This window comes from Skermanella mucosa, assembly GCF_016765655.2.
GTDB lineage: Bacteria > Pseudomonadota > Alphaproteobacteria > Azospirillales > Azospirillaceae > Skermanella > Skermanella mucosa.
In genome coordinates this window covers 458379-484178 of the sequence record NZ_CP086106.1, presented here as the reverse complement: position 1 = coordinate 484178, position 25800 = coordinate 458379, and the positions used below count along the sequence as shown (strand labels likewise).

Here is a 25800-nt window from a genome sequence, read left to right as displayed (position 1 = left end):
ACAGTCCCGCCCCGCGGAGATCGCCATGGCCGCCAAGACCGACCCCGTGCTCCAGCGCATCCACGCCCACCCCTGGCCGCAAGGTGGCGTCCGCGCCCGGCGCGCCGGTCACGGCTACTCGCTGGTCAGCACCCGCACCGGCGCGCCGGTCGCCCGCCTGTGCCCGACCGGCGAGGACGACGAGGTCGAGGTCCTCTGGTGGCGACGCGACGCCTGGGGACCCGCCGGTCCCTTCGGCGCCATCATGCCCCTTGATGACGCCCTCGACTTCATCGCCGAGGAACCCTTCTTCTGGATCAGGGCCTGATCAAAGTCCCATTTAGGATGGCCAAAGTCGAGATGACATTAGCGTACATTCCCCGGGGGGAGGGGGCGAGCCGCCGTCGCGTTTCTTCCGCGCTCCGCCCCCATGGATGCTGACGAATGCTGACATCAGCCCCCGCCAGATCCGGTCCGCCAGCCCCCGCCGCGCCAGTTTGGCGACCAGCACCTACACGACCGAGGCAGTGAGTTCACTCCAAACCGGAGACACGCGCCCCGTAGCCTCATTTGATGACATTCGCGTACATCCCCCCGGGGGTAGGCCGCGCCCCCTACCCCTCGCTCAGCCACCGCTCCGCCGCGCGGGCGATGCGGTCGGGGTAGTCGGGGAGGTCGGGGCCGATCAGGGGGAGGTCCAGGTCGGCGACGATGCGGGCGACCGTGGCGGTGTCGAGGGGCAGGCCGGCGGTGCGGGCGCGGCGGGCGATGACCATTTCCTGGCCCCAGAAATAGACCTTCGCGGCGCCGGTGTTGGCCCGCATGCGGCGGACCTGCTCCACCCGGTCGTCGCCGTTGAGCGGCAACCAGATGTCGGCCAGCAGGGTGTCGGCCGGCGCTTCGGGCGTCCAGGACAGGGCGTCGGCGTTGACGACGGCGACCTTGGCGGCGGCGTCGGGCGGGAGCTGGGCGAAGACGCCGACCGCCTCGATCATGGCGATGACCTCCGGGTCGAACTCGACCACGGTCACCGCCGCGACCTCCGGGCGAAGCGCCGCGTTGGCGGCGGCCCAGCCCATGCCCAGGCCCATCACCACCGTGTGGCCGAAGGCGGCGCGGCAGCCCAGCTCCTGGCTCTCGATCTCCATGGGGGTCATCGACATCCAGGTGCGCAGGCCCGCGGTCTCGCCGGTGCCCTCGGTGCGGGTCAGCACCGCCATGTCGGTCACGACCTGGACGCCGCTCCAATAGCCGGGGCACAGGCTGAGCGGCGCCACGTCGAGGCGCCAGCGTTCGCCCCGGGCGGGGCGGTAGGCCGGGCGGAACAGGTCCGGGGCATAGAGCGGCGCGCCGCCCGGGCGGATCAACCCTTCCGGAATTCCCTGCGTGTCGGCTGGCATGCCTTTCCCTTTCCCACGATGGCCGCAGGGTTCAACTATACATAGGGACTACCCATCAAGGATATGACCGTTTCAAGACCGTCTCCTTTCCGCCGCCCCAACCCGCTTGCCTCGCCCGGTCTAACCGGGCAAGTTCGGGGGCAACGGGAACGATCGGGGCAGGCGCTCGGCATGGCATCCGGAACGACGGCGACGGGCATCGGCAAGGGATTCGGGCAGCCGGGGGAGGTGCCGGGCTGGGTCAACAACGCCCTGCTGCCGGTGCTCAACCTCGCGGCGGCGCTGGTGGTCTCCAGCCTCGTGATCCTGGCGATCGGCGAGAACCCGCTGTCCGCGATGGAAGTGCTGCTCTACGGCTCGTTCGGCTATCCGGAGGCGATCGGCTTCACGCTGTACTACGCCACCAACTTCATCTTCACCGGGCTGGCGGTGTCGGTGGCATTCCATTGCGGGCTGTTCAACATCGGCGGCGAGGGGCAGGCCTATATCGGCGGGCTCGCGATCGGGTTGGTCGGGCTGGCGTTCGGCGGGATGCCGTGGCCGGTGGTAGCGGCCGTGGCGATCGTGGCGGGTGCCTTGGGCGGTGCCGCCTGGGCCTACATACCGGCCTATCTCCAGGCGAAGCGCGGCAGCCACATCGTCATCACGACGATCATGTTCAACTTCATCGCCGCCTCGGTCATGACCTACCTGCTGGTGGACGTGCTGATCGCCCCCGGCCAGCAATCGCCGGAAAGCCGGCAGTTCGACCAGTCCACCTGGCTGCCCTTCCTGCACGAGGCGCTGGGCCGGGTCGGCATCGACATCCCCAACTCGCCGCTGAACCTGTCCTTCGTCTGGGCGCTGGCCTGCTGCGCGCTGGTCTGGGTGTTCGTCTGGCACACCCGCTGGGGCTACGAGATCCGCACCGTCGGCCAGAACGAGCGGGCGGCGGTCTATGCCGGCATCTCGCCGTCGCGCAACATCATCCTGGCCATGGCGATCTCCGGCGCGCTGGCCGGTTTCGTCGGGCTGAACGAGGTGCTGGGCGTGCATCACCGGCTGATCCTGGGCTTCACCGGCGGGGTCGGGTTCGTCGGCATCGCGGTGGCCCTGATGGGGCGCAACCACCCCGTCGGGATCGTGCTGGCGGCGCTGCTGTTCGGCGCGCTGTACCAGGGCGGGTCGGAGCTGGCGTTCGAGTTCCCCACCATCAACCGGGAGATGGTGGTGGTGATCCAGGGGCTGGTGATCCTGTTCGCCGGCGCGCTGGAGAACCTGTTCAAGGCCCGGATCGAGGCGCTGTTCCGGCGCACCGCGCGCCGGCCGGCGGCGGCGGGCTGAGGCGGAGGGAGGCAAGGCCAAGCCATGGATTACCTCACCCTCCTCTCGGTCCTGGACGGCACGGTGCGGACCGCGGCGCCGCTGGTGCTGGCCGCCCTGGCCGGGCTGTTCGCCGAACGCTCCGGCGTGGTCGATATCGGGCTGGAAGGCAAGATGCTGGCCGGGGCCTTCGCGGCCGCCGCCGCGGCCTCCGTCACCGGGAGCCCGTGGCTGGGGCTGTTTGCTGCGATCGGCGCCGGCATCCTGCTGTCCATGGTCCACGCCTATGCCACGGTCACCCACCATGGCAACCAGGTGGTCAGCGGCATGGCGATCAATATCCTGGTCGCCGGGCTGACCCCCACCCTCGCCTTCGCCTGGTTCCAGCAGGGCGGCCAGACGCCGATCCTCCAGTCGGGGGAACGGTTCGAATCCATCGCCCTGCCCCTGGCCGACACGCTGGGCGGTGCCGTCCCGGTGCTGGGTCCCCTCTACCGGGAGGTGATCAGCGGGCATAACATATTGGTGTATGCGGCGGCGCTGGCGGTGCCGGCCGCGGCCTGGGTGGTCTACCGCTCCCGCTTCGGGCTGCGGCTGAGGGCGGTCGGCGAGAATCCCAGCGCGGTGGACACCGCCGGGATCTCGGTGGCTGGGCTGCGCTACCAGGCGCTGGTGATCTGCGGCGCGCTGACCGGGGCGGCGGGCGCCTATCTCTCGACCGCGCAGGGGGCGGGGTTCGTGCGCGACATGACCGCGGGGATGGGTTATCTGGCGCTGGCGGCGCTGATCTTCGGCAAATGGCGGCCGGCCCCGACGCTGTTCGCCTGCCTGCTGTTCGCGCTGGCCGACGCGGTCCAGATCCGGCTCCAGGGCGTCGCCATCCCCGGGATCGGGATCATCCCGGTGCAGTTCATCCAGATGCTGCCCTATGTGCTGACCGTGCTGCTGCTGGCGGGATTCGTCGGCAAGGCGGTGGCGCCGAAGGCCAGCGGCATAGCTTACGTGAAGGAACGATGAGCAGTCTCGACACCATGATCCCGCTGGCGCGCGAGGCGATGCGGCGGGCCTATGCGCCCTATTCCAACTTCCCGGTCGGCGCCTGCCTGCGCACCGACGGCGGCCGGCTCTACGCCGCCGCCAACGTGGAGAACGCGGCCTATCCGCAGGGCCAGTGCGCCGAGGCCAGCGCCATCGGCATGATGGTCGCGGGCGGCGACCGGCGGATCGTCGAGGTGGTGGTGATGGGCGGCACGCCCGGCGACGGCATGCTCTGCACCCCGTGCGGCGGCTGCCGCCAGCGCCTGCGGGAATTCTGCGCGCCGGACGTCCAGATCCATGTCTGCGGGCCGGAAGGGCTGCGCCGGACGGTGACGCTGGAGGAACTGCTGCCGCTGTCCTTCGGCCCCGAGAACCTGAGCTTCTGATGGATAGGGAGAGAGACATGGAAGGGGCGGCCACTCCCCACGATGCCGCTGCCGTCATCGCGGGACGGGCGCCGGGGTTCACGCCCCGGGTCGGCATCGTGCTCGGCTCCGGCCTGGGCGGGCTGGCGGACCGGATCGCGGATGCGGTCGCGATCTCCTACGCCGACCTGCCCGGCTTCCCGCGTCCCGGCGTCCACGGCCATGCCGGGCGGCTGGTGCTGGGCACCCTGGGCGGGCAGAATGTCGCCTGCATGCAGGGGCGCGTCCACCTGTACGAGGGCGCGGGGCCTGCGGCGATCCGGCTGCCGATCCGGGCGCTGAAGCTGGCCGGCTGCGAGACGCTGTTCCTGACCTGCGCCGCCGGGTCGCTCCGGACCGAGGTCGGCCCTGGCCGGCTGATGGCGATCACCGACCACATCAACATGCAGGGCACCAACCCGCTGGTCGGCCCCAACGACGACGAATTCGGCCCCCGGTTCCCCGGGCTGAAGGACGCCTGGGACCCCGCCCTGACCGGGCATCTGGCCGCGACGGCGGCGGGGCTGGGGATCGACCTCGCCCAGGGGATCTACGCGGCCTGGCTCGGCCCCTGCTTCGAGACCCCGGCGGAGGTCCGGATGCTGAAGGCCCTGGGCGCCGACGCGGTCGGCATGTCCACCGTGCCGGACTGCATCGTCGCCCGCCACTGCGGGTTGACGGTCGTGGGCTGCGCGGTCATCACCAACCTGGGCGTTGGCCTGGGAGACGGCGAGGTCAGCCACGACCAGACCCTGCGCTCGGCCGCCTCGGCGGCGGCGGACCTGGAGCGGCTGGTGGTTGGATTCCTGGAAGGATTGGACCGGTGACGACAGTGGATGCGGCGGCACGGGCACTGCCCCTGCTGGACCTGACCAGCCTGAACGACGACGACACCGATGAGCGGATCGCGGCGCTGTGCGCGCGGGCGGTGACTCCAGCCGGCAGCGTCGCCGCCGTCTGCATCTATCCGCGGTTCATTCCGGTCGCGAAACGGCTTCTGGAAAACAAGGGCGTCGCCATCGCCACCGTGGTCAATTTCCCGGGTGGCGACGCCCCCGCCGCCGAGGTCGCCGCGGATACCCGCGCCGCGATCGCCGCCGGGGCGGACGAGATCGACGTGGTGCTGCCCTGGCGCGCCTTCATGGCGGGGGAGCGGACGGTTCCCCACGACCTGCTGCGCGCCTGCCGGGAAGCCTGCGGCGACGGGATCCTCATGAAGGTGATCCTGGAGACCGGCGGCTTGGCCGACGCCGGCCTGATCGAGCAGGCCGGCCGCGACGCGGTGGCAGCCGGGGCCGACTTCCTGAAGACCTCCACCGGCAAGCTCCAGCCGGCGGCGACCTTGGAAGCGGCGGCGATCCTGCTGGCTGTCATCCGCGACTGCGGGCGGCCGGTAGGTTTCAAGGCGGCGGGCGGCATCCGCGACACCGCCGGGGCCACCTCCTACCTGCATCTGGCGGATACCGTCATGGGGCCGGGCTGGGCCACGCCGGCCACTTTCCGCTTCGGCGCCAGCGGGCTGCTGGACGCGCTGCTGGCCGACCTGGGCCACGGCGCGACCGGGCAGAAGCCTTCCAGCGGTTATTAGGGATACGGAACGATCCATGCTTCCTCAGGAAATCATCCGCAAGAAGCGGGACGGCGGCACCCTTTCCGACGCCGAGATCACGGGCTTCATCGAGGGCGTCACCGCCGGGTCGGTGACCGAGGGGCAGATCGCCGCCTTCTGCATGGCCGTGTTCTTCCGCAAGATGGGCCTGGAGGAGCGGGTCGCCCTGACCCGCGCCATGACCCGTTCCGGCACCGTACTGGATTGGAAGCCGCTCGGCCTGCCCGGCCCGGTCCTGGACAAGCACTCGACCGGCGGGGTCGGCGACAAGGTCAGCCTGATCCTGGCCCCCGTGGTCGCCGCCTGCGGCGGGTTCGTGCCGATGATCTCGGGCCGCGGCCTCGGCCATACCGGGGGCACCCTGGACAAGCTGGACAGCATCCCCGGATACGTCTCCCTGCCCGACCGGCCGACGCTGGAGCGGGTGGTCCGCGACGTGGGCTGCGCCATCATCGGGGCGACCGACGCCTTCGCGCCGGCGGACAAGCGCGTCTATGCCGTCCGCGACATCACCGCGACGGTCGAGTCGCTGGACCTGATCACCGCCTCGATCCTGTCGAAGAAGCTGGCGGCGGGACTGGACGCTTTGGTCATGGACGTGAAGTTCGGCTCCGGCGCCTTCATGAGGGAGTTCGACGACGCGCTGGCGCTAGCCGACAGCATCGCCACGGTCGCCACCGGCGCCGGCATGCCGACGGTGGCGCTGCTGACCGACATGAACCAGGTGCTGGGCCGCACCGCCGGCAACGCCTTGGAAGTGCGGGAGTCGATCGACCTGCTGACGGGAGCGGGCCATGACGGGCGCCTGTACGAGGTGACCGCCGGCCTCTCCGCCGAGCTGCTGGTGCTGGGCGGCCTGGCGCGCGACACGGACGCCGCCCGCGTGATGGTGGACGAGGCGATCTCCACCGGCAGGGCGGCGGAGCGGTTCGCCGCCATGGTCGCGGCGCTGGGCGGTCCGGCAGACCTGCTGGAGAACCCCGACATCCACCTTGCGGAAGCGCCGTTCCTGCGGGAGGTCCGCATCCGCGACGAGGGTTTCGTCACCGCCGTTGACACGCGCGCGCTGGGCGTCGCGGTGGTGGCGCTGGGCGGCGGCCGGACCCGCGTCCAGGACCCGATCGACCCGGCGGTCGGACTGTCCGACGTCGCGGGCCTGGGCACGCCGACCGGCCCGCACGCCGCGCCGCTGGCCATCGTGCATGCCAGGACCGAGGAAGCCGCCGAGGCCGCGGCCGGCGCGGTCCGCGCCGCCTTCGCCGTGGGACACTCCGCCCCGGCGCCGGTGCCGCCGATCGCCCGTCGGCTGGCGCGCTAGACGGTGGCCCGGGAAACAGGAAGCGCCCAGGGGGAGATCCTGCGCGGGATCTGCCTGCTGACCCTGGCGCTGGTGGCCTTCGCCGTGATGGACGTGCTGATCAAGTGGCTGTCGGCCAGCTACGGCACGTTCCAGATCGTGTTCTTCCGCTCGGTGTTCGGCCTGCTGCCGCTCTGCGTGCTGGTGGCGACCTCGGGCGGCATCCGCCTGCTGCGGACGTCCCGTCCGGGCGGGCACGTGCTGCGGTCGCTGGTCGGCGCCAGCGCGCTGGTCTGCTTCTTCTATGCCTTCAAGCACATGCCGCTGGCCGACGTCTACGCGATCCATTTCGCGGGGCCGCTGTTCCTGACGGCGCTGTCCGGCCCGATGCTGGGCGAACATGTCGGCTGGCGCCGCTGGAGCGCCGTCGGGGTCGGCTTCCTCGGTGTCGTCGTGATGCTCCAGCCCGGCAGCGGCATGTTCACCCCGGTGGCGCTGGTGCCGCTGCTGGGGGCCGTGTTCTACGCCTTCGCCATGATCTTCGTGCGGAAGCTGAGCCGGACCGAGACCAATGCGGCGATCGTCTGCTACTTCACGCTGACCGGCGTCGCGGTCGGGGCGATCGGCATGGCCGCGGACTGGCGGACGCCCGACCTGCCCGGGTTCGGCCTGCTGGCGGCCGTCGGCATCCTGGGCGGCGTCGCGCAGATCATGATGACCCAGGCCTTCCGCTCGGCCCCCGCCGCCGTGCTGGCGCCGTTCGAGTACACGGCGATGATCTGGGCAGTCCTGTTCGGTTACCTGGTGTTCGCCGACGTGCCGACCTCGGCGGTGATCACCGGCGCCCTGATCGTCTCGGCCAGCGGCCTCTATATCCTTCACCGGGAGACCCGCCGGCAGCCCCGGCCGGTCATCGAAGCCACAGAGAAAGCCGTGGTGCCATGACCATGCCGGGTATTCCCAAGGCCGAGCTTCACGTCCATCTGGAAGGGACCGCCACGCCGGAGCTGGTCCGGGCGCTGGCGGAGCGCAACGGCATGGCCCTGCCGCCTGGGCTCTTCACGGAGGCGGGCCACTTCGCCTGGACCGACTTCCTGCATTTCCTGAAGGTCTACGACGACGCCGCGTCCGCGATCCGCACCGCGCGGGACTATCGCGACGTCACATACGATTACCTGCGCCGCTGCGCCGCCGAGGGCGCCGTCTATGTGGAGGTGATGTCGTCGCCCGACCACGCGAGGATGGCCGGCCTGTCGTTCCAGGACCACCTGGACGGCATCGTCCAGGGGTTCGAGGACGCCCGCGCCGATTTCGGCATCGAGGCCCGGCTGATCGTCACCTGCGTGCGCCATTTCGGCGTCGAGCGCGGGCTGGAGGTCGCCAGAGCCTGCGCCCGGCACCGGCACCCGCTGCTGACCGGCTTCGGCATGGGCGGCGACGAGAACCACCTGTCCGCCGCCGATTTCGCCCCGGTCTTCACCATCGCCCGGAACGACGCCGGCCTGGGCTGCACCGTCCATGCCGGCGAGTCCGCCGGGCCGGAGAGCGTGCGCGACGCCCTGGACCACCTGCCGGTCAGCCGGATCGGCCACGGCGTCCGCTCGATCGAGGACGCCGACCTGATCCGCCGGATCGCCGGCGAGGGCATCGTGCTGGAGGTCTGCCCGACCAGCAACATCCGCACCGCGGTGTACGGCTCCTACGCCGACCACCCGCTGGACCGCCTGCGCGCGGCCGGCTGCGCCGTCACGCTGAACAGCGACGACCCGCCCTATTTCGCGACCACCCTGGGCGGCGAATACGAGGTCGCGGCGGAGGCGTTCGGCTGGGGTGAGGAGTACCTGCGCAATGCGACGGTGACGGCGCTGGAAGCGGCCTTCCTGGACGCCGAAACGCGCGGCCGGCTGCTCGGGCCGATCAAGTCGGCCGGCAGCCCAGCCGCAGGGCGCCCCAATGGCGGCCATGGACCAGGATCGGGGCGCTGACGTCCTTCAGCAGCAGGAACCTGCCGCCGCCCATGTCGCGGCGATAGGTCTGGACCAGGGCCGGCGCTCGGCTGCGGGCGGCGGCGATGCCGGTGAAATCGTCGAACAGGCGGCGGTTGCGGCAGTTGGCGGTGTTCCAGGCCGGCTCGCCCGGCCGCTGGGGCTGCGAATATTTGAGGTTGTGGGTCGGCAGATAGCCGTTGCGGTCCACCGCGACGCAGAAATCGATCCGCGTCTCCTTCTGGAGCACAGCTTCCTGGATCGGCGGCAGCAGGCGGTCGCACAGGTCGGTGTAGGCGGTCAGGTACTGCTGGGGATCGGTCCCGGGGATCGGCTGGTAGGCGGTGGAGAACATCGCCGCGGCGCTGATGCCACCCTCGTCGATGGTGTCGTCGAACAGGCCGGAGATCTGGCGCGCCGCCGCCTGCACGGTCTGGATCAGCGCCTCGTCGCCCCGGTGCCAGCGGTCCAGCGCCTCGGCCAGCGCGGCCTGGACGGCAGGGTCGAGGTCCTCGAAATGGACATGGAGCACTTCCCCCTCGATGGTCGTCGCCTTGGCCGCGACCTCGCCGATGCCCGGCAGGTCGAAGGAGACGAGGCTCCCCTGCGCGGCGGTCCCGGCGGCCAGGCGGACCTGGGCGCCGCCGCTGGAGATGTTCTCGACGCAGGCCGGCACCGTCCGCCCGTCGATCCGGCATTCGGTCTTTATGTCCACGGTGACGCGCATCGCGCGCCGGCGCTCGGCGAAGCGGGAGTTGCGCAGGCTGGAGATCACCCGCTTCTCGATGTTGACGACCTGCTCGACCAGTTCGGTCGTGTTGTTGCGCAGCTGGGTCGATACCGTTGTGGTCAGTCCCGCCTGGGTGGCGACGCTGCCGATCCGCTCGTGCACCCGGCGCACGCTGTCGGCCGTCTGGGTCACGGTCTGGGCGATGTCCTGGGTGACAGCGTCCTGCTCGACCACGGCGGAGGCGATGGCGGTGATGGTGTCGTTGACCAGCTCGACCCGGCCGGCCACGTCGGCGATCGCGCTGACCGTGTCGCCGATGGCCTTCTGCATGGACTGGATCTCGGACCGGATATTGCACGTGGCATGGTTCGTCTGGTCGGCCAGCAGCTTGACCTCGTTCGCGACGACGGAGAAGCCGCGCCCTGCCTCGCCGGCGCGCGCCGCCTCGATGCTGGCGTTGAGCGCGAGCAGGCGGGTTTCCTTGGCGATCTTCTCGATCAGCGAGGCGATCGAGCCGATCCTGTCGGACACGTCGGTCAGGTTGTTGGCGATGTCGCGGGCGGCCTGGGACCGGATAGTGGCGTCTTGGGCGGCCCCGGTCGAGCGGTCCACCTGACGCGAGATCTCGGCGATGGAAGCGGAAAGCTCCTGGGTGGCGGCGGCGATGGTCTGGGCATTGACGTCGGCCTCGTGGGACGCCTCGGCGACGTGGCCGCCGTCCTCGCTGACCATGCGGGCGGCGCCCAGCACCTCGGTCGAGGCCCTCTCCATCGCCTCCGCCTTGCGGCGGACCAGCTGGACCGCGTCGTCCAGCTCCTGCTCGAAGGTGTCGGCGAGGTCGAGCAGCTCGTCGGTCACGTGCTGCTCGGTCGTCGTGTGGGTATAGACGGAGAGCGCCAGCTCCGCCTCCATCAGGAGGGTGCGGATCAGCGTCGCCGCCTGGTCGGCCGCGGCGTGCCGGCTCCAGCGGTTGCGCTCGATCACCGAGCGGACCAGCCGCTCCAGGATGAAGGAATAGGCCGAGAGGTAGAACCGCGGCTTCAGCCCGACCCGGTGGTGGGCCGACCCGATCCGCTGAACCCGCTCCACGTACCCGGCGTCGATGCCCTCGACGAACAGCTTGTGCCAATGGTCCTGCTGGGCGCAGATCAGGCGGGTGACCATGCCCTCCGCCGCGATCAGCTCCGCCGTCTCGGGAAAGCGCTTCAGGAAGCCGTAGAAATCGGTGAGGATGCCGTCCAGGTCGGCGTTGACATGGGGGCCGAGCTGCCGGAGCGAGCGCTGCGTGGCACCGTCGATCCGCCAGAGCGCCAGCTCGACCGACGTGCCATGGGACGGGGCCGCGTCGGGCTGAGCCCGCGCGTCGGACAGCTCGCGAGTGTTCATTGGTCATCCCCCCAGTTGCAATCGCGGACAATCGGGCGCCAGGGTTGCAGCGGCAATGATCTACGTCAAAAGTATTAGATCAAACGGCCGAGCGATCTCCTTCGGATAGGGCTGGCCGAGCCTTGACGGGGCCAAGCCGGACTGTCACTGTCGCGTCACGAAGGCTGGGGTGCCGGGCCGATCCGCCCGTGCTGAGATCATACCCATAGAACCTGATCTGGATCATGCCAGCGAAGGGAGCCCGTGGGACCGACCAAGAGCAAATCGCGGCACTCACAGGTTTCCGCTTCGCAAGGAGGAAGGGAACCGACGATGCCCGCCCGGAAGTCCACACTGTTCGCCGCCGCGTTCGCCGCCGCCCTGTCGTCCGCCGCCGGTCCCGCCACTGGGCCCGCCGCCGCGGCAGACCTGGATATTCCGGTGCTGGTGCCGGTCACCGGCTTCCTGGCGCTGGAGGGCACCAGCCAGCGCAACGGCGCCGTCCTGGCGATCCGCCACGCCCCCGAAGGACTCTCGGTGCGGTCGGAGGTGATCGATACCGGCACCTCCCCCGAAGGCGCGGTGACCGCGCTGGTCCGGGCGGCCGGGCGCGGCGCGCCGACCGCGGTCGCCGCCAGCATGCTGGGCACCCAGATGCTCGCCATGCTGCCGCTCGCCGACGAGTACGGCATTCCCCTGGTCACGGTGTCCGGCACGGCGTCGATCACGGAGCGCGGCAACCCTTGGGTCTTCCGCTTCTTCCCCGGCGACGGGGTCACCAAGACCGCCCATGCCCGCTACGTGGCGGAGGAGCTGGGCAAGCGCCGGCCGGCGGTGATCTATCAGACCACCGCCTATGGCCAGAGCGGCCAGGCGCACCTGCGCGACGCCTTCGCCAAGCTGGGCGTCGAGCCGGTGTTCGAGGAAGGCGTCGATCCCGGCATCCGCGACATGCTGCCGGTGCTGACCAAGGCCATGGCGGCCGACCCCGACGTGCTGGTCCTGCACCTGCATTCCGGCCCGACGGCGCTGTTCGTGCGGCAGGCGGCGGCCATGAACCCCGGCGTACCGATCGTCGCCGGCTCGGCGATGCACCAGCCCTCCACCGCGGCGCTGCTGGAGCCGACGGAGCTGAAGGGCGTCTGCGCCGAGACCTCGGCCTCTCCGGTGTCGGGCGGTTCGCCGGAGATGGAACGCTTCACCGCCGAGTACCGCGCGGCCTTCGGCACCGAGCCGGACGCCTTCGCGCTCGGCCAGTACGACGGCATCCGCATGGTGCTGGACGCGGCGGCCAAGGGGGCGGACACGCCGGAGGCCGTGCGCGACGCGCTGGCCAAGGGGACCTACGGCGGGCTCGCCATGACCTACCGCTCCGACGGCCGGGGCAACATGGCCCATTCCGCCGTCATCGTCTGCTACGACGGGACGTCGCGCGTTCCGGCGGTGGTCAAGCGCTACGACGTGGCGCCGTGACGGGTGTCGCTCAGCTTCTGGTCAACGGGGTGGCGCTGGGCGCCGCCTATGCGCTGGTCGCCCTGGGCTTCGTGCTGGTGCTGAACGCGACCTCGGCCGTCAACTTCGCCCAGGGCGACCTGGTGATGGCCGGCGGATTCCTGGCGGTGGCCCTGGCGGGCCTTATCCCCCTTCCCGGCATCCTGCTGCTGCCGCTGGTGGCGGCGCTGATGGCGGCGCTGGGGCTGCTGGTGTCGCTGCTGGCCTACCTGCCGCTTCGGCACCGCCCGCCGGTCAGCGTCTTCATCAGCACCATCGCGGTCGGTATCATCCTGCAGAACGGCGCCACCCTGCTGTTCGGGCCGGAGCCGAAGGCGGCGCCGCCGCTGTTCGGGGGCGGAACGCTGGAGATCGCCGGCCTGCTCGTGCCTAAGCAGTCGCTCGCGGTCGTGGCGGTGGCCGGCCTGCTGATCCTGGGCCAGCACTGGCTGTTCGCCCGCACCCAGCTGGGCCGGCGCCTGCGGGCGACCGCCCAGGACCCGGAGATGGCGCGGGCCTGCGGCATCCCCGTGACGGTCATGGTCGCCGCGACGTTCGCGCTGGGCGCCGCCCTGGCGGGCGCCGCCGGGCTGCTGCTGTCCAACCAGTTCTTCGTGACGCCGACCTCGGGCAGCGGGCTGATCCTGAAGGCCTACATCGCCGTGACCATCGGCGGCTGGGGATCGGTCCCGGGCGCCGTCGCCGGCGCGCTGCTGATCGCCGCGTTCGAGGTGCTGGTGTCCGCCACCCTGTCCTACTCGGCGGCGACGGCGGCGCTGTACCTGGCGCTGCTGGCGATCCTGGCGGTGCGTCCCCAGGGCCTGTTCGGCGAGGCGGCCCGCAGCCGTGCCTGAGAACCGGTTCACGATGATTCCCGGAAGAGGCGCCATGCCGCTGCTCGCGGCGGCCGGCGCGGCGCTCGCGGCCTACGCGCTGCTGGTCGCCGATCCCTATGGCTTGCGGGTGCTGACCGTGGCCGGGGTCTATGCGCTGGCCGTGATCGGCTACCAGATGATCTTCGGCAATGCCGGCGCCCTGTCGCTGGCGCAGGGCACCTTCTATGGAATCGGGGCCTATGCCACCGGCATCCTGGGCAGCCGGTACGGCCTCGGCTTCGAGGCGACCTTCCCGCTCTCGATCCTGGCGCCGGCCTTGCTGGCCCTGGCGGTCGCGGCGCCGGTGCTGCGGCTGGAAAGCCATTACTTCGCCCTGGCGACGCTCGGCATCGGGCAGGTGGTGCTGCTCGCCGCGGTGGAGTGGCAGGGTCTGACCGGCGGCTCCAACGGGATAGCCGGCGTGCCGGGCGTCGAGCTGTTCGGCTGGCGCCCCGGGCGCGGCCTGCCCCTGGCGCTGTTCGTCTGGACCCTGGTGGCGCTGGGCGCGCTGGCGGCGTGGCGGATCGGGCGGGGCCTGCGCGGCCTTGCCTTCCCCCTGATGCGCGACACGCCGGCGGCGGCCCGCACGCTGGGCATCGACATCGACCGGCTGCGCCTGGAATGCTTCGTCCTCGGCGCCGCCTATGCCGGCGCCGCGGGAGCGCTCGCCGCCCATATCCAGCGGGTGGTGTCGCCCGAGGTGCTGGAGTTCCCGGTCATGGTCACGATCCTGACCATGGCGGTGATCGGCGGGCTGGGCCGGGTCGCGGGCGCACTGGCCGGTGCCGTCCTGCTGACCCAGCTGCCGGAATGGTTCCGCTGGATGGAGGGCGGCTACCTGCTGCTGTACGGCGTAGCCTTGCTGGCGACGGTGGTGGCGGCGCCGTGGGGACTGGTCGGCCTGGCGGAGCGGCTGCGCGCGCGCTGGCTGCCGGAGCCGCCCCGCCCGCCGCCGGCCCCGCTGGCGCCAGAGCCCCGGCCGGCGGCCCCGTTCCGCGGACCGGTGCTGTATGTCGAGGGTTTCTCCAAGTCCTTCGGCGGCGTCCGGGCGGTCCACGGCGTCTCGCTGGCGATCGATCCCGGCGAGATCCTGGGAGTGATCGGCCCCAACGGCTCGGGCAAGACGACGCTGATCAACCTGGTGACCGGCCTGGAGAAGCCGGACGGCGGCAGGCTGTACGTGCGGGGCGTGGAACTGACCGGACGGGCGCCGCACGGGATCGCGGGGGCCGGGGTCGCCCGGACCTTCCAGACCGCCAGCCTGCCGCCCGGGGTGGACGCGCTGGGAGCGGTGGCGGCGGCGCGGATCACCCTCGACGGCGATGTCCGGACGGCGGAAGCCCACGCGATGCATTTCCTGGAACGGGTCCTGGAACGGGCCGGCGCCGCCGACCTCGCCCGCGAGCCTTGCGCGACCTTGCCGCCGGGGCTGCGGCGGCGGGTGGAACTGGCCCGCGCCCTGGCCCGGCAACCAGCCGTCCTGCTGCTGGACGAGCCGGCCGCCGGCCTGACCGAGGCCGAGCAGGCCGGGCTTGCCCGGTTGCTCCGGGCGGCGGCCGACGACGGCGCCGCCGTGCTGATCGTGGAGCACAATATGCCCTTCCTGCTGCCGCTGGCAGACCGGATTACCTGCCTGGACGAGGGCGGCGTCATCGCCGAGGGGACGCCCGACGCGATCCGGCGCGACCCCCGCGTGCGCGCTGCCTACCTGGGGTCGCCCGGGCCGGAGGCGCCATGAGCCCCCTGCCGCTGCTCGCGCTTTCCGGCCTGTCCGTATCCTACGGCGGCGCCCCTGTTGTCGACGGCGTCTCGCTCGACGTCAGGCCGGGCGAGGTGCTGGCCCTTCTGGGGGCCAACGGCGCCGGCAAGTCCAGCCTGCTGAAGGCGGTGATCGGCCTGCTGCCGGCGGCGGCGGGACGGGTCCTGCTGGACGGGTCCGACATCACCCGCCTGGCGCCCGAGCGGCGGGCGCGCCTGGGCATCGGCTACGTGCCGGAGGGCCGCAGGGTCTTTCCCGGCATGAGCGTGCGCGACAACCTGGAGGTGGCGAGCTTCGCGCCGGCCGCGGCCCGCATGGCGCTGCTGGACCGCGTCTTCGCCCTGTTCCCCCAGCTCCGGGCCAAGTCGGGCGAGCGGGCCTGGCGGCTGTCCGGCGGGCAGCAGCAGATGCTGGCGATCGGCCGCGCGCTGATGGGGGAGCCCCGCCTGCTCCTGCTGGACGAGCCGTCCCTCGGGCTGTCGCCCCTGCTGACGGCGCAGGTCATGGCGACGGTGCGCGAGATCGCCGCAGGAGGCACGGCGGTCCTGCTGGCGGAGCAGGCGGCGGCCCGCGCGCTGGAGGCGGCCGACCTCGGCGCATGGCTCCGGCTGGGCAGGCTGGCGGAAACCGGGAGCGCCGCGGACCTGCGGCGGCGGCTGGAGGCCGATCCGGACTTTATGGGCAATCCCCTTGCGACGGGCCGGCCGGCCCTATAGCCTGCCGCCAACTCCCAGCGCAGCCGGATATTGAACGTGCAGTCTCATCTTCTCGCTCTAGCGCTCGGCGCCGCCATCGGCCTGTCGAGCGGCCTACCCTCCGCAGCACTGGCCCAGGCGCCGGGAGGCGCCCAAGTGGTTCAGGCACCGGGCGGCGCCCAGCTGACCGGAGCGCCGATCGGCGACTGGCGCGGCGGCCCCGTGGCCGACCCCAACGGCAAGTTCGTCTATTGCGTCGCGGAGAACCGCTTCGACAACAAGCTGGCCCTGGTGTTCGCCCGCAATCCCAACGGGGAGACCAACATCCTGATCGGCATCCCCGGCGCCGGCATGACCCAGGGGACCAAGTTCCCCATGAGCGTCCGGGTCGACGAGACGCTCAGGCGGAACTTCACCGCCGTCGCGATGGAGCCGGACCTGCTGGTGGTCCCCACCGGCAAGGACGACGAGCTGTACGAGGGCATGCGCAAGGGTAGCCGCCTGATCATGCAGGGGCCGACCGACACGGCGATCTTCCAGCTCCGCGGTACGGCCAAGGCGCTGGGCGACCTGCGCAGCTGCGTCCAGCAGGGGGTCTCGGGGGGCGGGCCGAAGCCGGGCGCCCAGGGCGGCGCCAAGCCGGTCGCGGTCATCCTGCCGGAAGGGCTACGGGCGCTGCTCGACGCCGCCGGCCTGCGCCAGGCGGTGCCGCTGTCGCTGGCGAACGTCCCGGAGGACCGCCGCCCGGCCGATTTCGCGTGGCGGCTGGGACCGGTATTCGGCGGCGTGCGCGGTCACCGGGCCCCGCCGGACGCGGATTTCGCGACGCTCACGACCAACTACCTGGACGCCCTGAAGCAGCGTTGCGGCGGTGAGTTCAACGCCGATCCCGCCGCGGTCGAGACCCTGCCGCGCGTGACCCTGCGGACCGCCATGGTCACCTGCACCCCGCCCGAGGGCAAGATCAACGTCGCGATCCTGTTCTTCAAGAGCCAGGACAACGTCTTCAACGTCTTCTTCCACGAGGCGTCCGACGCCGACGTGGAGCTGGCCAGGAAGGCGCGCGACGGGCTGACCCAGGTCGTCCGCAAGCTCGGTTCGGAACAGCCGCCCCAGGCCGGCCAGCCGGCGCCGCCGGCATCGCCGCCGGCGCAGAACTGACCGCCCGCGGACTTGGCTACGGGAGCAGGACTCGTGACCGTCACGATCTACCACAACCCCAAGTGCGGCACCTCGCGCAACACCCTGGCCTTGATCCGCAACAGCGGGGAGGAGCCGGTGGTGATCGAGTACCTGAAGTCGCCGCCAAGCCGCGACGAGCTGAAGGACCTGATCCGCCGGATGGGCGTGGCCGTGCGCGACGTGCTGCGCCGGAAAGGCACGCCCTACGACGAGCTGGGCCTGGACGATCCGGACCTGGACGACGACCGGCTGCTCGACGCCATGATGGCGCACCCGATCCTGATCAATCGCCCGATCGTCGTCACTCCCCTGGGCGTGAAGCTGTGCCGCCCGTCGGAAACCGTGCTGGACATCCTGCCCTCGCCGCAGCGGGGCGCCTTCGCCAAGGAGGACGGCGAGCCTGTCGTGGACGAGCAGGGCCGCCGGATCGGACCGGGCCATGGATGACCTCGCCCCTCCCCCCGACACGCTGCCCGCCCTCAAGCCGGAACTGCTGAGGCAGCCCGACCCCGCGCGGCTGGAACCGGCCGCGCGGATGACCCATCCGCCGCGCATCCTGCTGCTCTACGGATCGCTGCGGGAGCGCTCCTACAGCCGGCTGCTGGTCGAGGAGGCGGATCGGCTGCTGCGGGCGATGGGGGCCGAGACGCGCATCTTCGACCCGCGCGAGCTGCCGATGGCCAACAGCGTCGGCCCCGACCATCCCAAGGTGCGGGAATTGCGGGACCTGTCGATCTGGTCGGAAGGCCAGGTCTGGTGCAGCCCCGAGATGCACGGGACCGTGACCGGCGTGTTCAAGAACCAGATCGACTGGCTCCCCCTGTCGGAGGGCTCGGTCCGGCCGACCCAGGGCCGCACCCTGGCGGTGATGCAGGTCTCCGGCGGTTCGCAGAGCTTCAACGCGGTGAACACGCTGCGCATCCTGGGCCGCTGGATGCGCATGGTCACCATCCCCAACCAGTCGAGCGTGCCGAAGGCCTACGAGCAGTTCGACGAGGCCGGCCGGATGCTTCCAGGGCCGCTCTACGACCGGGTGGTGGACGTGATGGAGGAGCTTGTGCGCTTCACCTGGCTGCTGCGCGACCGGGCCGATTATCTGGTCGACCGCTACAGCGAGCGCAAGGAGGCGTTCAAGCTGCCGGAGAAGATGTGATGGCGCCTCGTGGGAGGGTGCGCGTCCCGCGCACCTTGGGCGGCGGGACGCCGCCCCTCCGCACCGGGGCCGCAGGCCGGCAGCGGAACCCTCAGAACAACCCCTCCTGGTGGCGGACCTCGCCGTTGACCAGGATGGCCGAAATCGCCGGCGTGCCGGCCCGGTTGACCGCGACGCGGATGTCGATCCGCTCGCCCTCCTCCGGGCGCTCCAGGGCGGCTCCCGTCCCTTCCGGGACGAAGTAGTCCTCGATGCCGTAGCGGATGCCGGCGATGCGGCAGGGGACGATCGCGGCGGATTCCCCGGAGCCGGACTCCTCGCACTGCTGCTCGGCCACCCATCTGACCTGTCCGCGAAGGACGACGCCGGTCGGCGTCGCGGCCGGGCGCCGGCGCCAGACGCCGGTGGCCTGCCAGGCGGGGCGGCCCGGCTGGATGTCCACGTAGACCGTCTCGCCCCTCTCCAGGTCGTCGTCGCCGACCAGCCGGTCCAGGCGGAGGTTCCCGATGTCGTAGCTGAACTCGACATAGTCGCCCTGGAACAGCGAGCGCGGATCGACCGGGCGGATCGACAGCACGACCGGGGTCCCGGTCTCCAGCGTCCATTGCCGGAAGCCGATCAGGCCGGCCAGCACGGCGGTCTGCGCCAGCGCCAGGGTCAGCAGGCGTCCGCCGCGGGTCATGCCGCGGCACTCCGTTTGCTGCCCCCGCCGCCGACCAGCAGCCGGCGCTTGCGCTCGAACAGCCATCCCAGCGCCATGACAAGCAGTCCGCCGAAGATGAAGAACAGCGCCCGGTCCAGCAGCAGCCAGAAGGTGTCGAAATAGAGCCGCAGCAGGGTCAGCGCGAAGGCCAGGAAGCCCAGGTTGACTGTGAAGCGGTCCTCGCGGCGATATCCCTCGGCGATCATGCCGATCAGCGCCCCGACCAGGACCAGGTTCAGCAGGATCAGCGAGATCCCGTGGCTCTCCGGCGGAACCAGCGCGTCGGCGAGCAGGATGGCGGCCAGCGCCGCGGCGCCACCGGCCAGCAGTCCGCCGTCCCGGCGCCAGACCACCGCGGCCCCCGCCGCCGCGACCAGCAGGGGCGGCAAAGCCAGTCCGGCCCAGGCCGGCTCGCCGATGGCGGACAGGTCGGTCTGAAGCGCCGGCAGCGCCAGCAGCGACGCGCCCACGACGAGGCCCATCAGCGCGAGCCGTTCCAGGGGCGTCCCGAACTCCGCCGTCAGGGGCCGGCCCGACAGGACGCCGCCGACGGCCAGCAGCGCCGCCGAGATGGCACTGCCCAGCCGCAACACATCCCCCTCCGCCGCGTCGGCGGTGGAGAACAGCGATGCCAGGGTCACCAGGATGAACCAGGCCAGCGACGCCAGGGCGGCATGATAACCGATGATCCAGCGCATGCGCAGGATCGGCGGCAGCAGTGCTGCCCAGACCGGGATGAACGGAAGAAAGACCGGCAGGGGAGAATCGGGGGCGGCCAGGCTGAACCAGACCGTCACCAGGGCCAGCGCGGCGCACGCCGCCCACTCGCTGGGCCAGGCCCACGCCGCCAGGATCGCGCCCAGCGCCCACATCAGGACGCCGGCGGGCGGATCCGCGGGCAGGTGATAGATCTGCCCGACCAGCATGATGCCCACGCCGAACAGAAGCACGCCGAACAGCAGCAGCGCCTCGGCGAAGCGGCCCATGCCGGCCCGCAGCGCGGCCCAGGCGGCGGCGTGCGTCCCCCAGAGCGATCCGAACAGCACGGCAAGCTTGGCCAGGCGCCCCATGCCCTGCCAATTGGCCGCGATGAACAGGAACGCGCCCACCGCGACGAGGATGGTACCGAACAGCGCCAGCAGGTTGGGCAGCGCGATCCGCCGAAGCCGCGCCGCCTTCGCGTCGGCCAGGGCCGCTTCCGCGTCCTCCGGGCGGATCCAGCCCCGCTCTACCCAGCGCGGCAGGTCTTCCCGCAGCCGTTCGATATAGTAAAATTCAGCAAGATGGTGTCGCAACACTGGCGTGACCCGAACTGCCTCCCCGCATCCGGATCATAGCAGAGCCGCGGCCCTAAAAGGCCTGTCCGATGCTGATATAGAGCTGCCAGCTGGAATCGCCGGGCCGCTTGTTCAGGGGCACGGCCACGTCCAGCCGCAGGGGGCCGAATCCGGTATAGTAGCGGGCGCCGATGCCGGCGCCCCAGCGCAGCTCTTCGGAGAAGTCCGGCGTCGAGTTCTCGTAAACGTTGCCACCGTCGATGAAGGGAACGATGCCGATGGTATCGGTCACCTTGACCCGCATCTCCGCGCCGACCTCGATCAGGCTGCGCCCGCCCGCAGGATCGCCGGACGCGTCGCGCGGTCCGACATCCTGGAAGCCGTAACCGCGAATCGAGCCGCCGCCGCCGGCATAGAAACGCTTGTCCGCCGGAATGTCCGTGGTGCTGGAACCGAAGATGCTGCCGACCGACAGCCGCCCCGCCGCGACGTACCATCCGTCCCCGCGGAAATCGTAATAGGCGCTGTTGGTGAGGCGGGCGATGGTGAAGGCCGCGTCGGCGCCGCCGATCTGCTGATAGGGCGTCAGGAGCAGATCGGTGCGGAACCCGCTGGTCGGGTTGAGCAGATCGTTGGTGGTATCGTACCGGAGCGTCAGCGGGACGCCCACCAGGGTGCTCTCGGTGGTCGTGTCCGGCGGATCGACGACCCGCGACTGTTCGAGCGTGACGCCGCCGGATACCGTCAACCGGTCGCTCAGCTCGCGCTCCAGCAGGGCCGACAGCACGATGGCGTCGCGATCATAGGCATCGGGCCGCTCGCGGATCAGGCTCGCGTCCAGGATCAGCGCCTGGTTCAAGGTCAGGAAATCCGGCTTGCGGAAGTTCGCGTTCAGCCGGGCCTCGGTATCGGTCAGGTCGTTCTCGCCGATCCGCGAAACGGTGGCGGACAGTCGGAACTGTTCGGCGCCGCCGAACAGGTTGCGGTGGCCCCAATAGACGTTGGTCGCGAAGCCGTCCTCGGTCGAATAGCTGAAGCCGGCACCGATCACCCGGCGCGGCCGCTCCTCGACGGTGACGGTCACCGGAGTCACCCCGTCCGGCCCGGGTTCGCGCGCCAGCCCGACCCGGACCGACGAGAACACGTTGAGGTCGGAGATCGACTGCCGGGCGTCCTCGATCGCGTCCGGCCGGTACTCCTCGCCCTGGTCCCAGGGGATCCGGTTGCGCACGAGCTGTTCATAGACCTGGTCCAACCCCTCGACGCTGACCTCCCCGAAGCGGGTCAACGGTCCCGGATCGACCGTATAGGTCACGTCCATGGTCCGGGCCTCGTGGTCGACCACGGCGCGGCGCTCGGCGATCTTGGCGAAGGCGAAGCCGCGCGCTGCCAGCTGGCCGGTCAGCCGGGTCTCGGCATCGACGACGGTCGCCGACAGGGCGGGGTCGCCGACCTGGATGCCGATGTCCTCGGCGGTGATCGGGGCTCCTTCGAGCGGCGTGCCGCCGGCTCCGGCCACGGCGATGCGGTCGAACCGGTAGACCGGCCCCGGCGTCACGGTCACCGCCACCTTGGCGGGTTCCACCGAGGTATCGACCGCGATCTCGACCCGGGCATCGTAGTATCCCACCGAGCGCAGGGCCGTCTGGAGCCGTTCCCGATCGGCGTCGGCCCGGCGGCGCAGGCCGATCGGGCTCGGCGGCGGCTGCTCGGCCAGGCGGAACAGGGTCGCCGTGCCCTCCAGCAGTTCCCGGAGCGATCCGTCCTCCACCCCGGTCAGGCTGACCTCGTAGGGAGTCTGCTGCGCCACGACCGGCGCCGCGACGATGCCGCCCACCGCGAGGATCAGGGCCAAGCCGATGACGCCGCGCGTGATGGCCGCCCGGGAGCGGGGCCGCAGCCCACCGGGCAGTCCACCGGGAGGTCTGGCAAGGCGCTTGGAACTGCGGAAAGGGGGCAGGCCGGACTTCAGGGGGTCTCTCCGTTCGAACGGTGGTTGGCAAACACAGTGGTGCCGGACGATGTTCCTTAAGGCAACCCCCCATACGGGCGGGTTTTCGGGACTTGCCCTTGAAACCGTTGGGTTCCCTCCCCATTCTAAGCTTCCAGGCGGGACGGCCTGCCATTCTGTGAACAGATGGCCGCAGGCGGTTCCGCTTGTAGTTCATGGCGCAAACTGTATACTGCGCCGCAACATGACCCGGGCACTGAGAAGGGCTGCGATCCATTCTCCAGGTGTTTATCCGGGCATTTTTGTTTGCCCGCGGTACGCCGCGGCTCAACCCGGGACATCAGAGAAGTTCGGTATGGATCTGCGGAATATCGCCATCATCGCGCACGTCGACCATGGCAAGACCACCCTTGTCGACGTGTTGCTTCGCCAGTCCGGTTCGTTTCGCGAGAACCAGCAGGTCGCCGAACGGGCGATGGACAGCAACGACCTGGAACGTGAGCGCGGCATCACCATCCTTGCCAAGTGCACGTCCGTCCTGTGGGACGGCACCCGGATCAACATCGTCGACACCCCCGGCCACGCCGACTTCGGCGGCGAGGTCGAGCGCATCCTGAGCATGGTCGACGGCGTCGTGGTGCTGGTGGACGCGGCCGAGGGCCCGCTGCCCCAGACCAAGTTCGTGGTCGGCAAGGCGCTGAAGCTGGGCCTGCGCCCGATCGTCGTGATCAACAAGGTGGACCGCCCGGACGCCCGTCCGCACGAGGTCCATGACGAGGTGTTCGATCTGTTCGCGGCGCTGGAAGCCAGCGACGAGCAGCTCGATTTCCCGACGCTGTTCGCCTCGGGCCGCAACGGCTGGGCGGCGGAGAGCCTGGAAGCCGAGCGGGTCGACATGAAGCCGCTGTTCGAGTTGGTCCGCCGGCACGTTCCCGCTCCCAAGGTCGCCGCCAACAAGGACGACGCCAACTTCACCATGCTGGTGACGACGCTGGAGGCGAACCCCTATCTGGGCCGCATCCTGACCGGCCGCATCGAGACCGGCACCGCCCGCGCCAACATGCAGATCAAGGCGCTGTCCCGCGACGGCAAGGTGATCGAGACCGGTCGCATCTCCAAGCTGCTGGCCTTCCGCGGCCTGGAGCGGGTCGGCGTCGACGAGGCCCAGGCGGGCGACATCGTCGCCATCGCCGGCCTGACCAAGGCAACCGTCGCCGACACCATCTGCGATCCCGGCGTCGAGACCGCCCTGCCGGCCCAGCCGATCGACCCGCCGACGCTGGCGATGACCTTCTCGGTCAACGACAGCCCGCTGGCCGGACGCGAGGGCGACAAGGTGACCAGCCGCATGATCCGCGACCGGCTGTTCCGCGAGGTCGAGGGCAACGTGGCGCTGAAGGTCAGCGAGACCGACGGCACCGACGCCTACGAGGTCGCCGGCCGCGGCGAGCTTCAGCTCGGCATCCTGATCGAGACCATGCGCCGCGAAGGGTTCGAGCTGTCGATCTCCCGCCCGCGCGTGCTGTTCCAGAGCGACCCGATCACCGGCCAGCGCCAGGAGCCGATCGAGGAAGTGGTGATCGACGTGGACGAGGAGTTCTCCGGAACCGTCGTCCAGAAGGTCTCCGAGCGCAAGGGCGACCTGATCGAGATGAAGCCTTCGGGCGCCGGCAAGTCGCGCCTGGTGTTCCACGTGCCGTCGCGCGGCCTGATCGGCTATCAGAGCGAGTTCCTGACGGACACCCGCGGCACCGGCCTGATGAACCGGCTGTTCCACGGCTACGCCCCGTACAAGGGTCCGATCGCGTCGCGCCACACCGGCGTGCTGATCTCCAACGGCGACGGCACCGCGGTGGCCTATGCCCTGTGGAACCTGGAAGACCGCGGCCCGATGATGATCGAGCCGGGCGTCCCGGTCTACCAGGGCATGATCATCGGCGAGCACACCCGCGGCAACGACCTGGAAGTCAACGTCCTCAAGGGCAAGCAGCTGACCAACATCCGCGCCGCCGGCAAGGACGAGGCGGTCCGCCTGACCAACCCGATCGTGATGACGCTGGAGAAGGCGATGTCCTACATCGCCGACGACGAGCTGCTGGAAGTGACGCCGAAGTCGATCCGGCTGCGCAAGCGCCACCTCGACCCCAACGAGCGCAAGCGCGCCCAGAAGCAGGCCGAGGCGAGCTGATCGCCCGGTTTTCCTGAGGCAACTGGTATGCGGCGCCCCGTTCAGCGGGGCGCCGTTACTTTTTCCAGCCAGCGGATCAGCTCTTCCCGCTCCGCGTCGTTGCCGATGGTCTGGACCGGCATCTTGGTGCCCGGCGTCACAACGTCAGGCCCGCGCTTGAACAGGTCGCCGACAGTCTCGGCGGTCCACACGATGGTCCCGTCCCGGAGCGCCGGCGAGTAGGGATAGCCCGGAACGGTGCCGACCCGGCGGCCGAACACGCCGTAGAGCGTCGGCCCCGCCCGATTGCCGCCGTCGGGAGTGACCGTGTGGCAGGCGCTGCACCGGCGGAACAGCTCCGCCCCGCGTTCCCCCTGCGCGTCCCGCGGCACGTCGGAGGCCGCCAGCCGGGAGGCGCCGGTGCGGATTTCCTGCCCGGTCGCGGCATCCCAGAGGCGGATCGCCCCGTCTCCCCCCGCAGTCAGCAGCCGCTTCCCGTCCGGTTCGAAGGCCAGCGCCCAGACCGGGCCGCGATGCCCCGCCAGGGCATGGAGCACGCGCCCGTCCGCCGGCGCCCACACGGTGATGCCGCCGGTCACTCCGGAAACCGCACCGAGGGAGCCGTCGGGCGAGACCGCCACCGCGAGCACCGGGGCCGGATCGCCGACCACGGGACCGGCCTCCTCGGTCCCGGTTTCCAGGTTCCAGATCCGGACGGTACCGTCGATCCCGCCCGCCACGGCACGCGCGCCGTCGGGAGTCAGCGCCAGGGCGTTGACAGGCAGGCCACTACCCAGCGCCTTGATCTCCGTTCCGTCTGACCGGTTCCAGAGGCGGACCGTGCCGTCCTCCCCGGCGCTGACCAGCCGTGCACCGTCGGGCGTGAAGGCCACGGCGTTGACGTTGCCGGCATGTCCCGTCAGTTCGGCCAGTTGGGCGCCGCTCTCCAGGTCCCACAGCCGGACCGTGCGGTCCCAGGCCGCCGAAGCCGCCGTCAGCCCGTCCGGCGCCACCGCGACGGCGGCGACCCGCCCCTTGTGGCCGGCCATGACCCGCTCCGGAGCGCCCTGCCCCAGCCGCCAGAGGATCACCTTCCCGTCGTCCCCGCCGCTGACGACGCGGCTTCCGTCGGGCGTGAAGGCGACCGCGTTGACCGCCGCCTCGTGCCCGTGCATCAGCGCCACGGCCGCCGCCGCCTTGGGGTCCCACAGCATCACCGAATAATCGAACCCGGCGCTCGCGGCGCGGCTGCCGTCGGCCGAGACGGCCACCCCCTTGACCATGCCGCCATGGCCGACAAGCTGCGCCCGCGCCGGCATCGCGGCGACCAGCAGCGCTGCGGCCGCGATCAGGAAGCGGCCGATGGTTGGCGGTGCGAAGGGCACTGCGGTTGCTCCGTTCTGTCCAGATCCCGTCAACATGCATGGTTGACCGGCGA

At 70.9% G+C, this 25800-nt stretch carries 23 protein-coding genes and 1 riboswitch; of the genes, 17 read left to right on the top strand and 6 right to left on the bottom strand.

Annotation, left to right across the window (positions count from 1 at the left end):
• The first annotated feature begins 25 nt into the window (after window positions 1–25).
• A complete protein-coding gene (locus JL100_RS02235; RefSeq protein ID WP_202685820.1) occupies window positions 26–307 on the top strand; it encodes a hypothetical protein in 282 nt (93 codons plus the stop codon).
• 286 nt (window positions 308–593) lie between these two features.
• Here JL100_RS02235 and JL100_RS02230 read toward each other — a convergent pair whose 3' ends face one another.
• The gene (locus JL100_RS02230; RefSeq protein WP_202684441.1) at window positions 594–1379 is read right to left on the bottom strand and encodes a hypothetical protein; all 786 of its coding nucleotides are present in this window, start codon (window positions 1377–1379) and stop codon (window positions 594–596) included.
• A gap of 171 nt (window positions 1380–1550) precedes the next feature.
• Between JL100_RS02230 and JL100_RS02225 the strand changes: the two genes are divergently transcribed.
• From JL100_RS02225 to JL100_RS02190, 8 genes are read left to right on the top strand one after another with little or no spacing between them, the layout of a single operon-like run.
• Complete coding sequence (locus JL100_RS02225) at window positions 1551–2702, top strand: ABC transporter permease (RefSeq protein WP_202684440.1); 1152 nt, start codon at window positions 1551–1553, stop codon at window positions 2700–2702.
• A gap of 24 nt (window positions 2703–2726) precedes the next feature.
• On the top strand, window positions 2727–3698 hold the full coding sequence (locus JL100_RS02220; protein ID WP_202684439.1) for an ABC transporter permease: 972 nt from the start codon (window positions 2727–2729) through the stop codon (window positions 3696–3698).
• On the top strand, window positions 3695–4105 hold the full coding sequence (cdd, locus tag JL100_RS02215) for a cytidine deaminase (protein WP_202684438.1): 411 nt from the start codon (window positions 3695–3697) through the stop codon (window positions 4103–4105). Before JL100_RS02220 ends, cdd begins: the two co-directional genes overlap by 4 nt.
• 17 nt (window positions 4106–4122) lie before the next feature.
• A complete protein-coding gene (locus tag JL100_RS02210) occupies window positions 4123–4950 on the top strand; it encodes a purine-nucleoside phosphorylase (RefSeq protein WP_202684437.1) in 828 nt (275 codons plus the stop codon).
• A complete protein-coding gene (gene deoC, locus JL100_RS02205) occupies window positions 4947–5711 on the top strand; it encodes a deoxyribose-phosphate aldolase (protein WP_228421033.1) in 765 nt (254 codons plus the stop codon). Before JL100_RS02210 ends, deoC begins: the two co-directional genes overlap by 4 nt.
• 16 nt (window positions 5712–5727) lie before the next feature.
• Complete coding sequence (gene deoA / locus JL100_RS02200) at window positions 5728–7050, top strand: thymidine phosphorylase (RefSeq protein WP_202684436.1); 1323 nt, start codon at window positions 5728–5730, stop codon at window positions 7048–7050.
• 3 nt (window positions 7051–7053) lie between these two features.
• On the top strand, window positions 7054–7974 hold the full coding sequence (locus tag JL100_RS02195; RefSeq protein ID WP_202684435.1) for a DMT family transporter: 921 nt from the start codon (window positions 7054–7056) through the stop codon (window positions 7972–7974).
• The gene (locus JL100_RS02190) at window positions 7971–9014 is read left to right on the top strand and encodes an adenosine deaminase (protein WP_202684434.1); all 1044 of its coding nucleotides are present in this window, start codon (window positions 7971–7973) and stop codon (window positions 9012–9014) included. The genes JL100_RS02195 and JL100_RS02190 overlap by 4 nt, the downstream gene beginning before the upstream one ends.
• Here the strand turns inward: JL100_RS02190 and JL100_RS02185 are convergent.
• Window positions 8947–11130 (bottom strand): methyl-accepting chemotaxis protein, encoded by a 2184-nt coding sequence (locus JL100_RS02185; RefSeq protein WP_202684433.1) that lies wholly within the window; start codon window positions 11128–11130, stop codon window positions 8947–8949. The two genes, JL100_RS02190 and JL100_RS02185, sit on opposite strands and share 68 nt — an antisense overlap.
• A gap of 155 nt (window positions 11131–11285) precedes the next feature.
• Window positions 11286–11386, top strand: a riboswitch (TPP riboswitch).
• A gap of 56 nt (window positions 11387–11442) precedes the next feature.
• Here JL100_RS02185 and JL100_RS02180 point away from each other — a divergent pair.
• From JL100_RS02180 to arsH, 7 genes are read left to right on the top strand one after another with little or no spacing between them, the layout of a single operon-like run.
• Entirely contained in the window at window positions 11443–12582 is a 1140-nt protein-coding gene (locus tag JL100_RS02180) for an ABC transporter substrate-binding protein (RefSeq protein WP_202684432.1), read from the top strand.
• The gene (locus tag JL100_RS02175; protein WP_202684431.1) at window positions 12579–13454 is read left to right on the top strand and encodes a branched-chain amino acid ABC transporter permease; all 876 of its coding nucleotides are present in this window, start codon (window positions 12579–12581) and stop codon (window positions 13452–13454) included. The genes JL100_RS02180 and JL100_RS02175 overlap by 4 nt, the downstream gene beginning before the upstream one ends.
• A gap of 34 nt (window positions 13455–13488) precedes the next feature.
• A complete protein-coding gene (locus JL100_RS02170) occupies window positions 13489–15213 on the top strand; it encodes a branched-chain amino acid ABC transporter ATP-binding protein/permease (RefSeq protein WP_202684430.1) in 1725 nt (574 codons plus the stop codon).
• Complete coding sequence (locus tag JL100_RS02165; RefSeq protein ID WP_202684429.1) at window positions 15210–15950, top strand: ABC transporter ATP-binding protein; 741 nt, start codon at window positions 15210–15212, stop codon at window positions 15948–15950. Before JL100_RS02170 ends, JL100_RS02165 begins: the two co-directional genes overlap by 4 nt.
• 36 nt (window positions 15951–15986) lie before the next feature.
• Entirely contained in the window at window positions 15987–17090 is a 1104-nt protein-coding gene (locus JL100_RS02160) for a hypothetical protein (RefSeq protein WP_202684428.1), read from the top strand.
• A gap of 33 nt (window positions 17091–17123) precedes the next feature.
• On the top strand, window positions 17124–17558 hold the full coding sequence (gene arsC / locus JL100_RS02155; RefSeq protein WP_202684427.1) for an arsenate reductase (glutaredoxin): 435 nt from the start codon (window positions 17124–17126) through the stop codon (window positions 17556–17558).
• On the top strand, window positions 17551–18264 hold the full coding sequence (arsH, locus tag JL100_RS02150) for an arsenical resistance protein ArsH (RefSeq protein WP_202684426.1): 714 nt from the start codon (window positions 17551–17553) through the stop codon (window positions 18262–18264). Before arsC ends, arsH begins: the two co-directional genes overlap by 8 nt.
• 91 nt (window positions 18265–18355) lie before the next feature.
• On the opposite strand, the gene JL100_RS02145 is transcribed toward arsH, so the two are convergent.
• The 3 genes from JL100_RS02145 to JL100_RS02135 are packed head-to-tail and all read right to left on the bottom strand — an operon-like array spanning window position 18356 to window position 22099.
• A complete protein-coding gene (locus JL100_RS02145) occupies window positions 18356–18946 on the bottom strand; it encodes a GDYXXLXY domain-containing protein (RefSeq protein WP_202684425.1) in 591 nt (196 codons plus the stop codon).
• On the bottom strand, window positions 18943–20262 hold the full coding sequence (locus JL100_RS02140) for a DUF2157 domain-containing protein (protein ID WP_202684424.1): 1320 nt from the start codon (window positions 20260–20262) through the stop codon (window positions 18943–18945). The genes JL100_RS02145 and JL100_RS02140 overlap by 4 nt, the downstream gene beginning before the upstream one ends.
• Window positions 20263–20317: 55 nt before the next feature.
• On the bottom strand, window positions 20318–22099 hold the full coding sequence (locus tag JL100_RS02135; protein WP_228421032.1) for an autotransporter assembly complex protein TamA: 1782 nt from the start codon (window positions 22097–22099) through the stop codon (window positions 20318–20320).
• Window positions 22100–22550: 451 nt separating this feature from the next.
• On the opposite strand from JL100_RS02135, the gene typA reads away from it, so the two are divergent.
• Window positions 22551–24383 carry a translational GTPase TypA gene (gene typA / locus JL100_RS02130; RefSeq protein WP_202684423.1) on the top strand — a complete coding sequence of 611 codons (1833 nt, stop codon included), beginning with the start codon at window positions 22551–22553 and terminating at the stop codon, window positions 24381–24383.
• Between the two features lie 41 nt (window positions 24384–24424).
• On the opposite strand, the gene JL100_RS02125 is transcribed toward typA, so the two are convergent.
• On the bottom strand, window positions 24425–25747 hold the full coding sequence (locus JL100_RS02125) for a c-type cytochrome (RefSeq protein WP_228421031.1): 1323 nt from the start codon (window positions 25745–25747) through the stop codon (window positions 24425–24427).
• Window positions 25748–25800 lie beyond the last annotated feature (53 nt).

Coding starts and splice junctions, on each gene's coding strand:
- JL100_RS02235 (WP_202685820.1), top strand. CDS start 26: ATGGCCGCCAAGACCGACCCCGTGCTCCAGCGCATCCACGCCCACCCC.
- JL100_RS02230 (WP_202684441.1), bottom strand. CDS start 1,379: ATGCCAGCCGACACGCAGGGAATTCCGGAAGGGTTGATCCGCCCGGGC.
- JL100_RS02225 (WP_202684440.1), top strand. CDS start 1,551: ATGGCATCCGGAACGACGGCGACGGGCATCGGCAAGGGATTCGGGCAG.
- JL100_RS02220 (WP_202684439.1), top strand. CDS start 2,727: ATGGATTACCTCACCCTCCTCTCGGTCCTGGACGGCACGGTGCGGACC.
- cdd (WP_202684438.1), top strand. CDS start 3,695: ATGAGCAGTCTCGACACCATGATCCCGCTGGCGCGCGAGGCGATGCGG.
- JL100_RS02210 (WP_202684437.1), top strand. CDS start 4,123: ATGGAAGGGGCGGCCACTCCCCACGATGCCGCTGCCGTCATCGCGGGA.
- deoA (WP_202684436.1), top strand. CDS start 5,728: ATGCTTCCTCAGGAAATCATCCGCAAGAAGCGGGACGGCGGCACCCTT.
- JL100_RS02190 (WP_202684434.1), top strand. CDS start 7,971: ATGACCATGCCGGGTATTCCCAAGGCCGAGCTTCACGTCCATCTGGAA.
- JL100_RS02185 (WP_202684433.1), bottom strand. CDS start 11,130: ATGAACACTCGCGAGCTGTCCGACGCGCGGGCTCAGCCCGACGCGGCC.
- JL100_RS02180 (WP_202684432.1), top strand. CDS start 11,443: ATGCCCGCCCGGAAGTCCACACTGTTCGCCGCCGCGTTCGCCGCCGCC.
- JL100_RS02170 (WP_202684430.1), top strand. CDS start 13,489: ATGCCGCTGCTCGCGGCGGCCGGCGCGGCGCTCGCGGCCTACGCGCTG.
- JL100_RS02165 (WP_202684429.1), top strand. CDS start 15,210: ATGAGCCCCCTGCCGCTGCTCGCGCTTTCCGGCCTGTCCGTATCCTAC.
- arsH (WP_202684426.1), top strand. CDS start 17,551: ATGGATGACCTCGCCCCTCCCCCCGACACGCTGCCCGCCCTCAAGCCG.
- JL100_RS02145 (WP_202684425.1), bottom strand. CDS start 18,946: ATGACCCGCGGCGGACGCCTGCTGACCCTGGCGCTGGCGCAGACCGCC.
- typA (WP_202684423.1), top strand. CDS start 22,551: ATGGATCTGCGGAATATCGCCATCATCGCGCACGTCGACCATGGCAAG.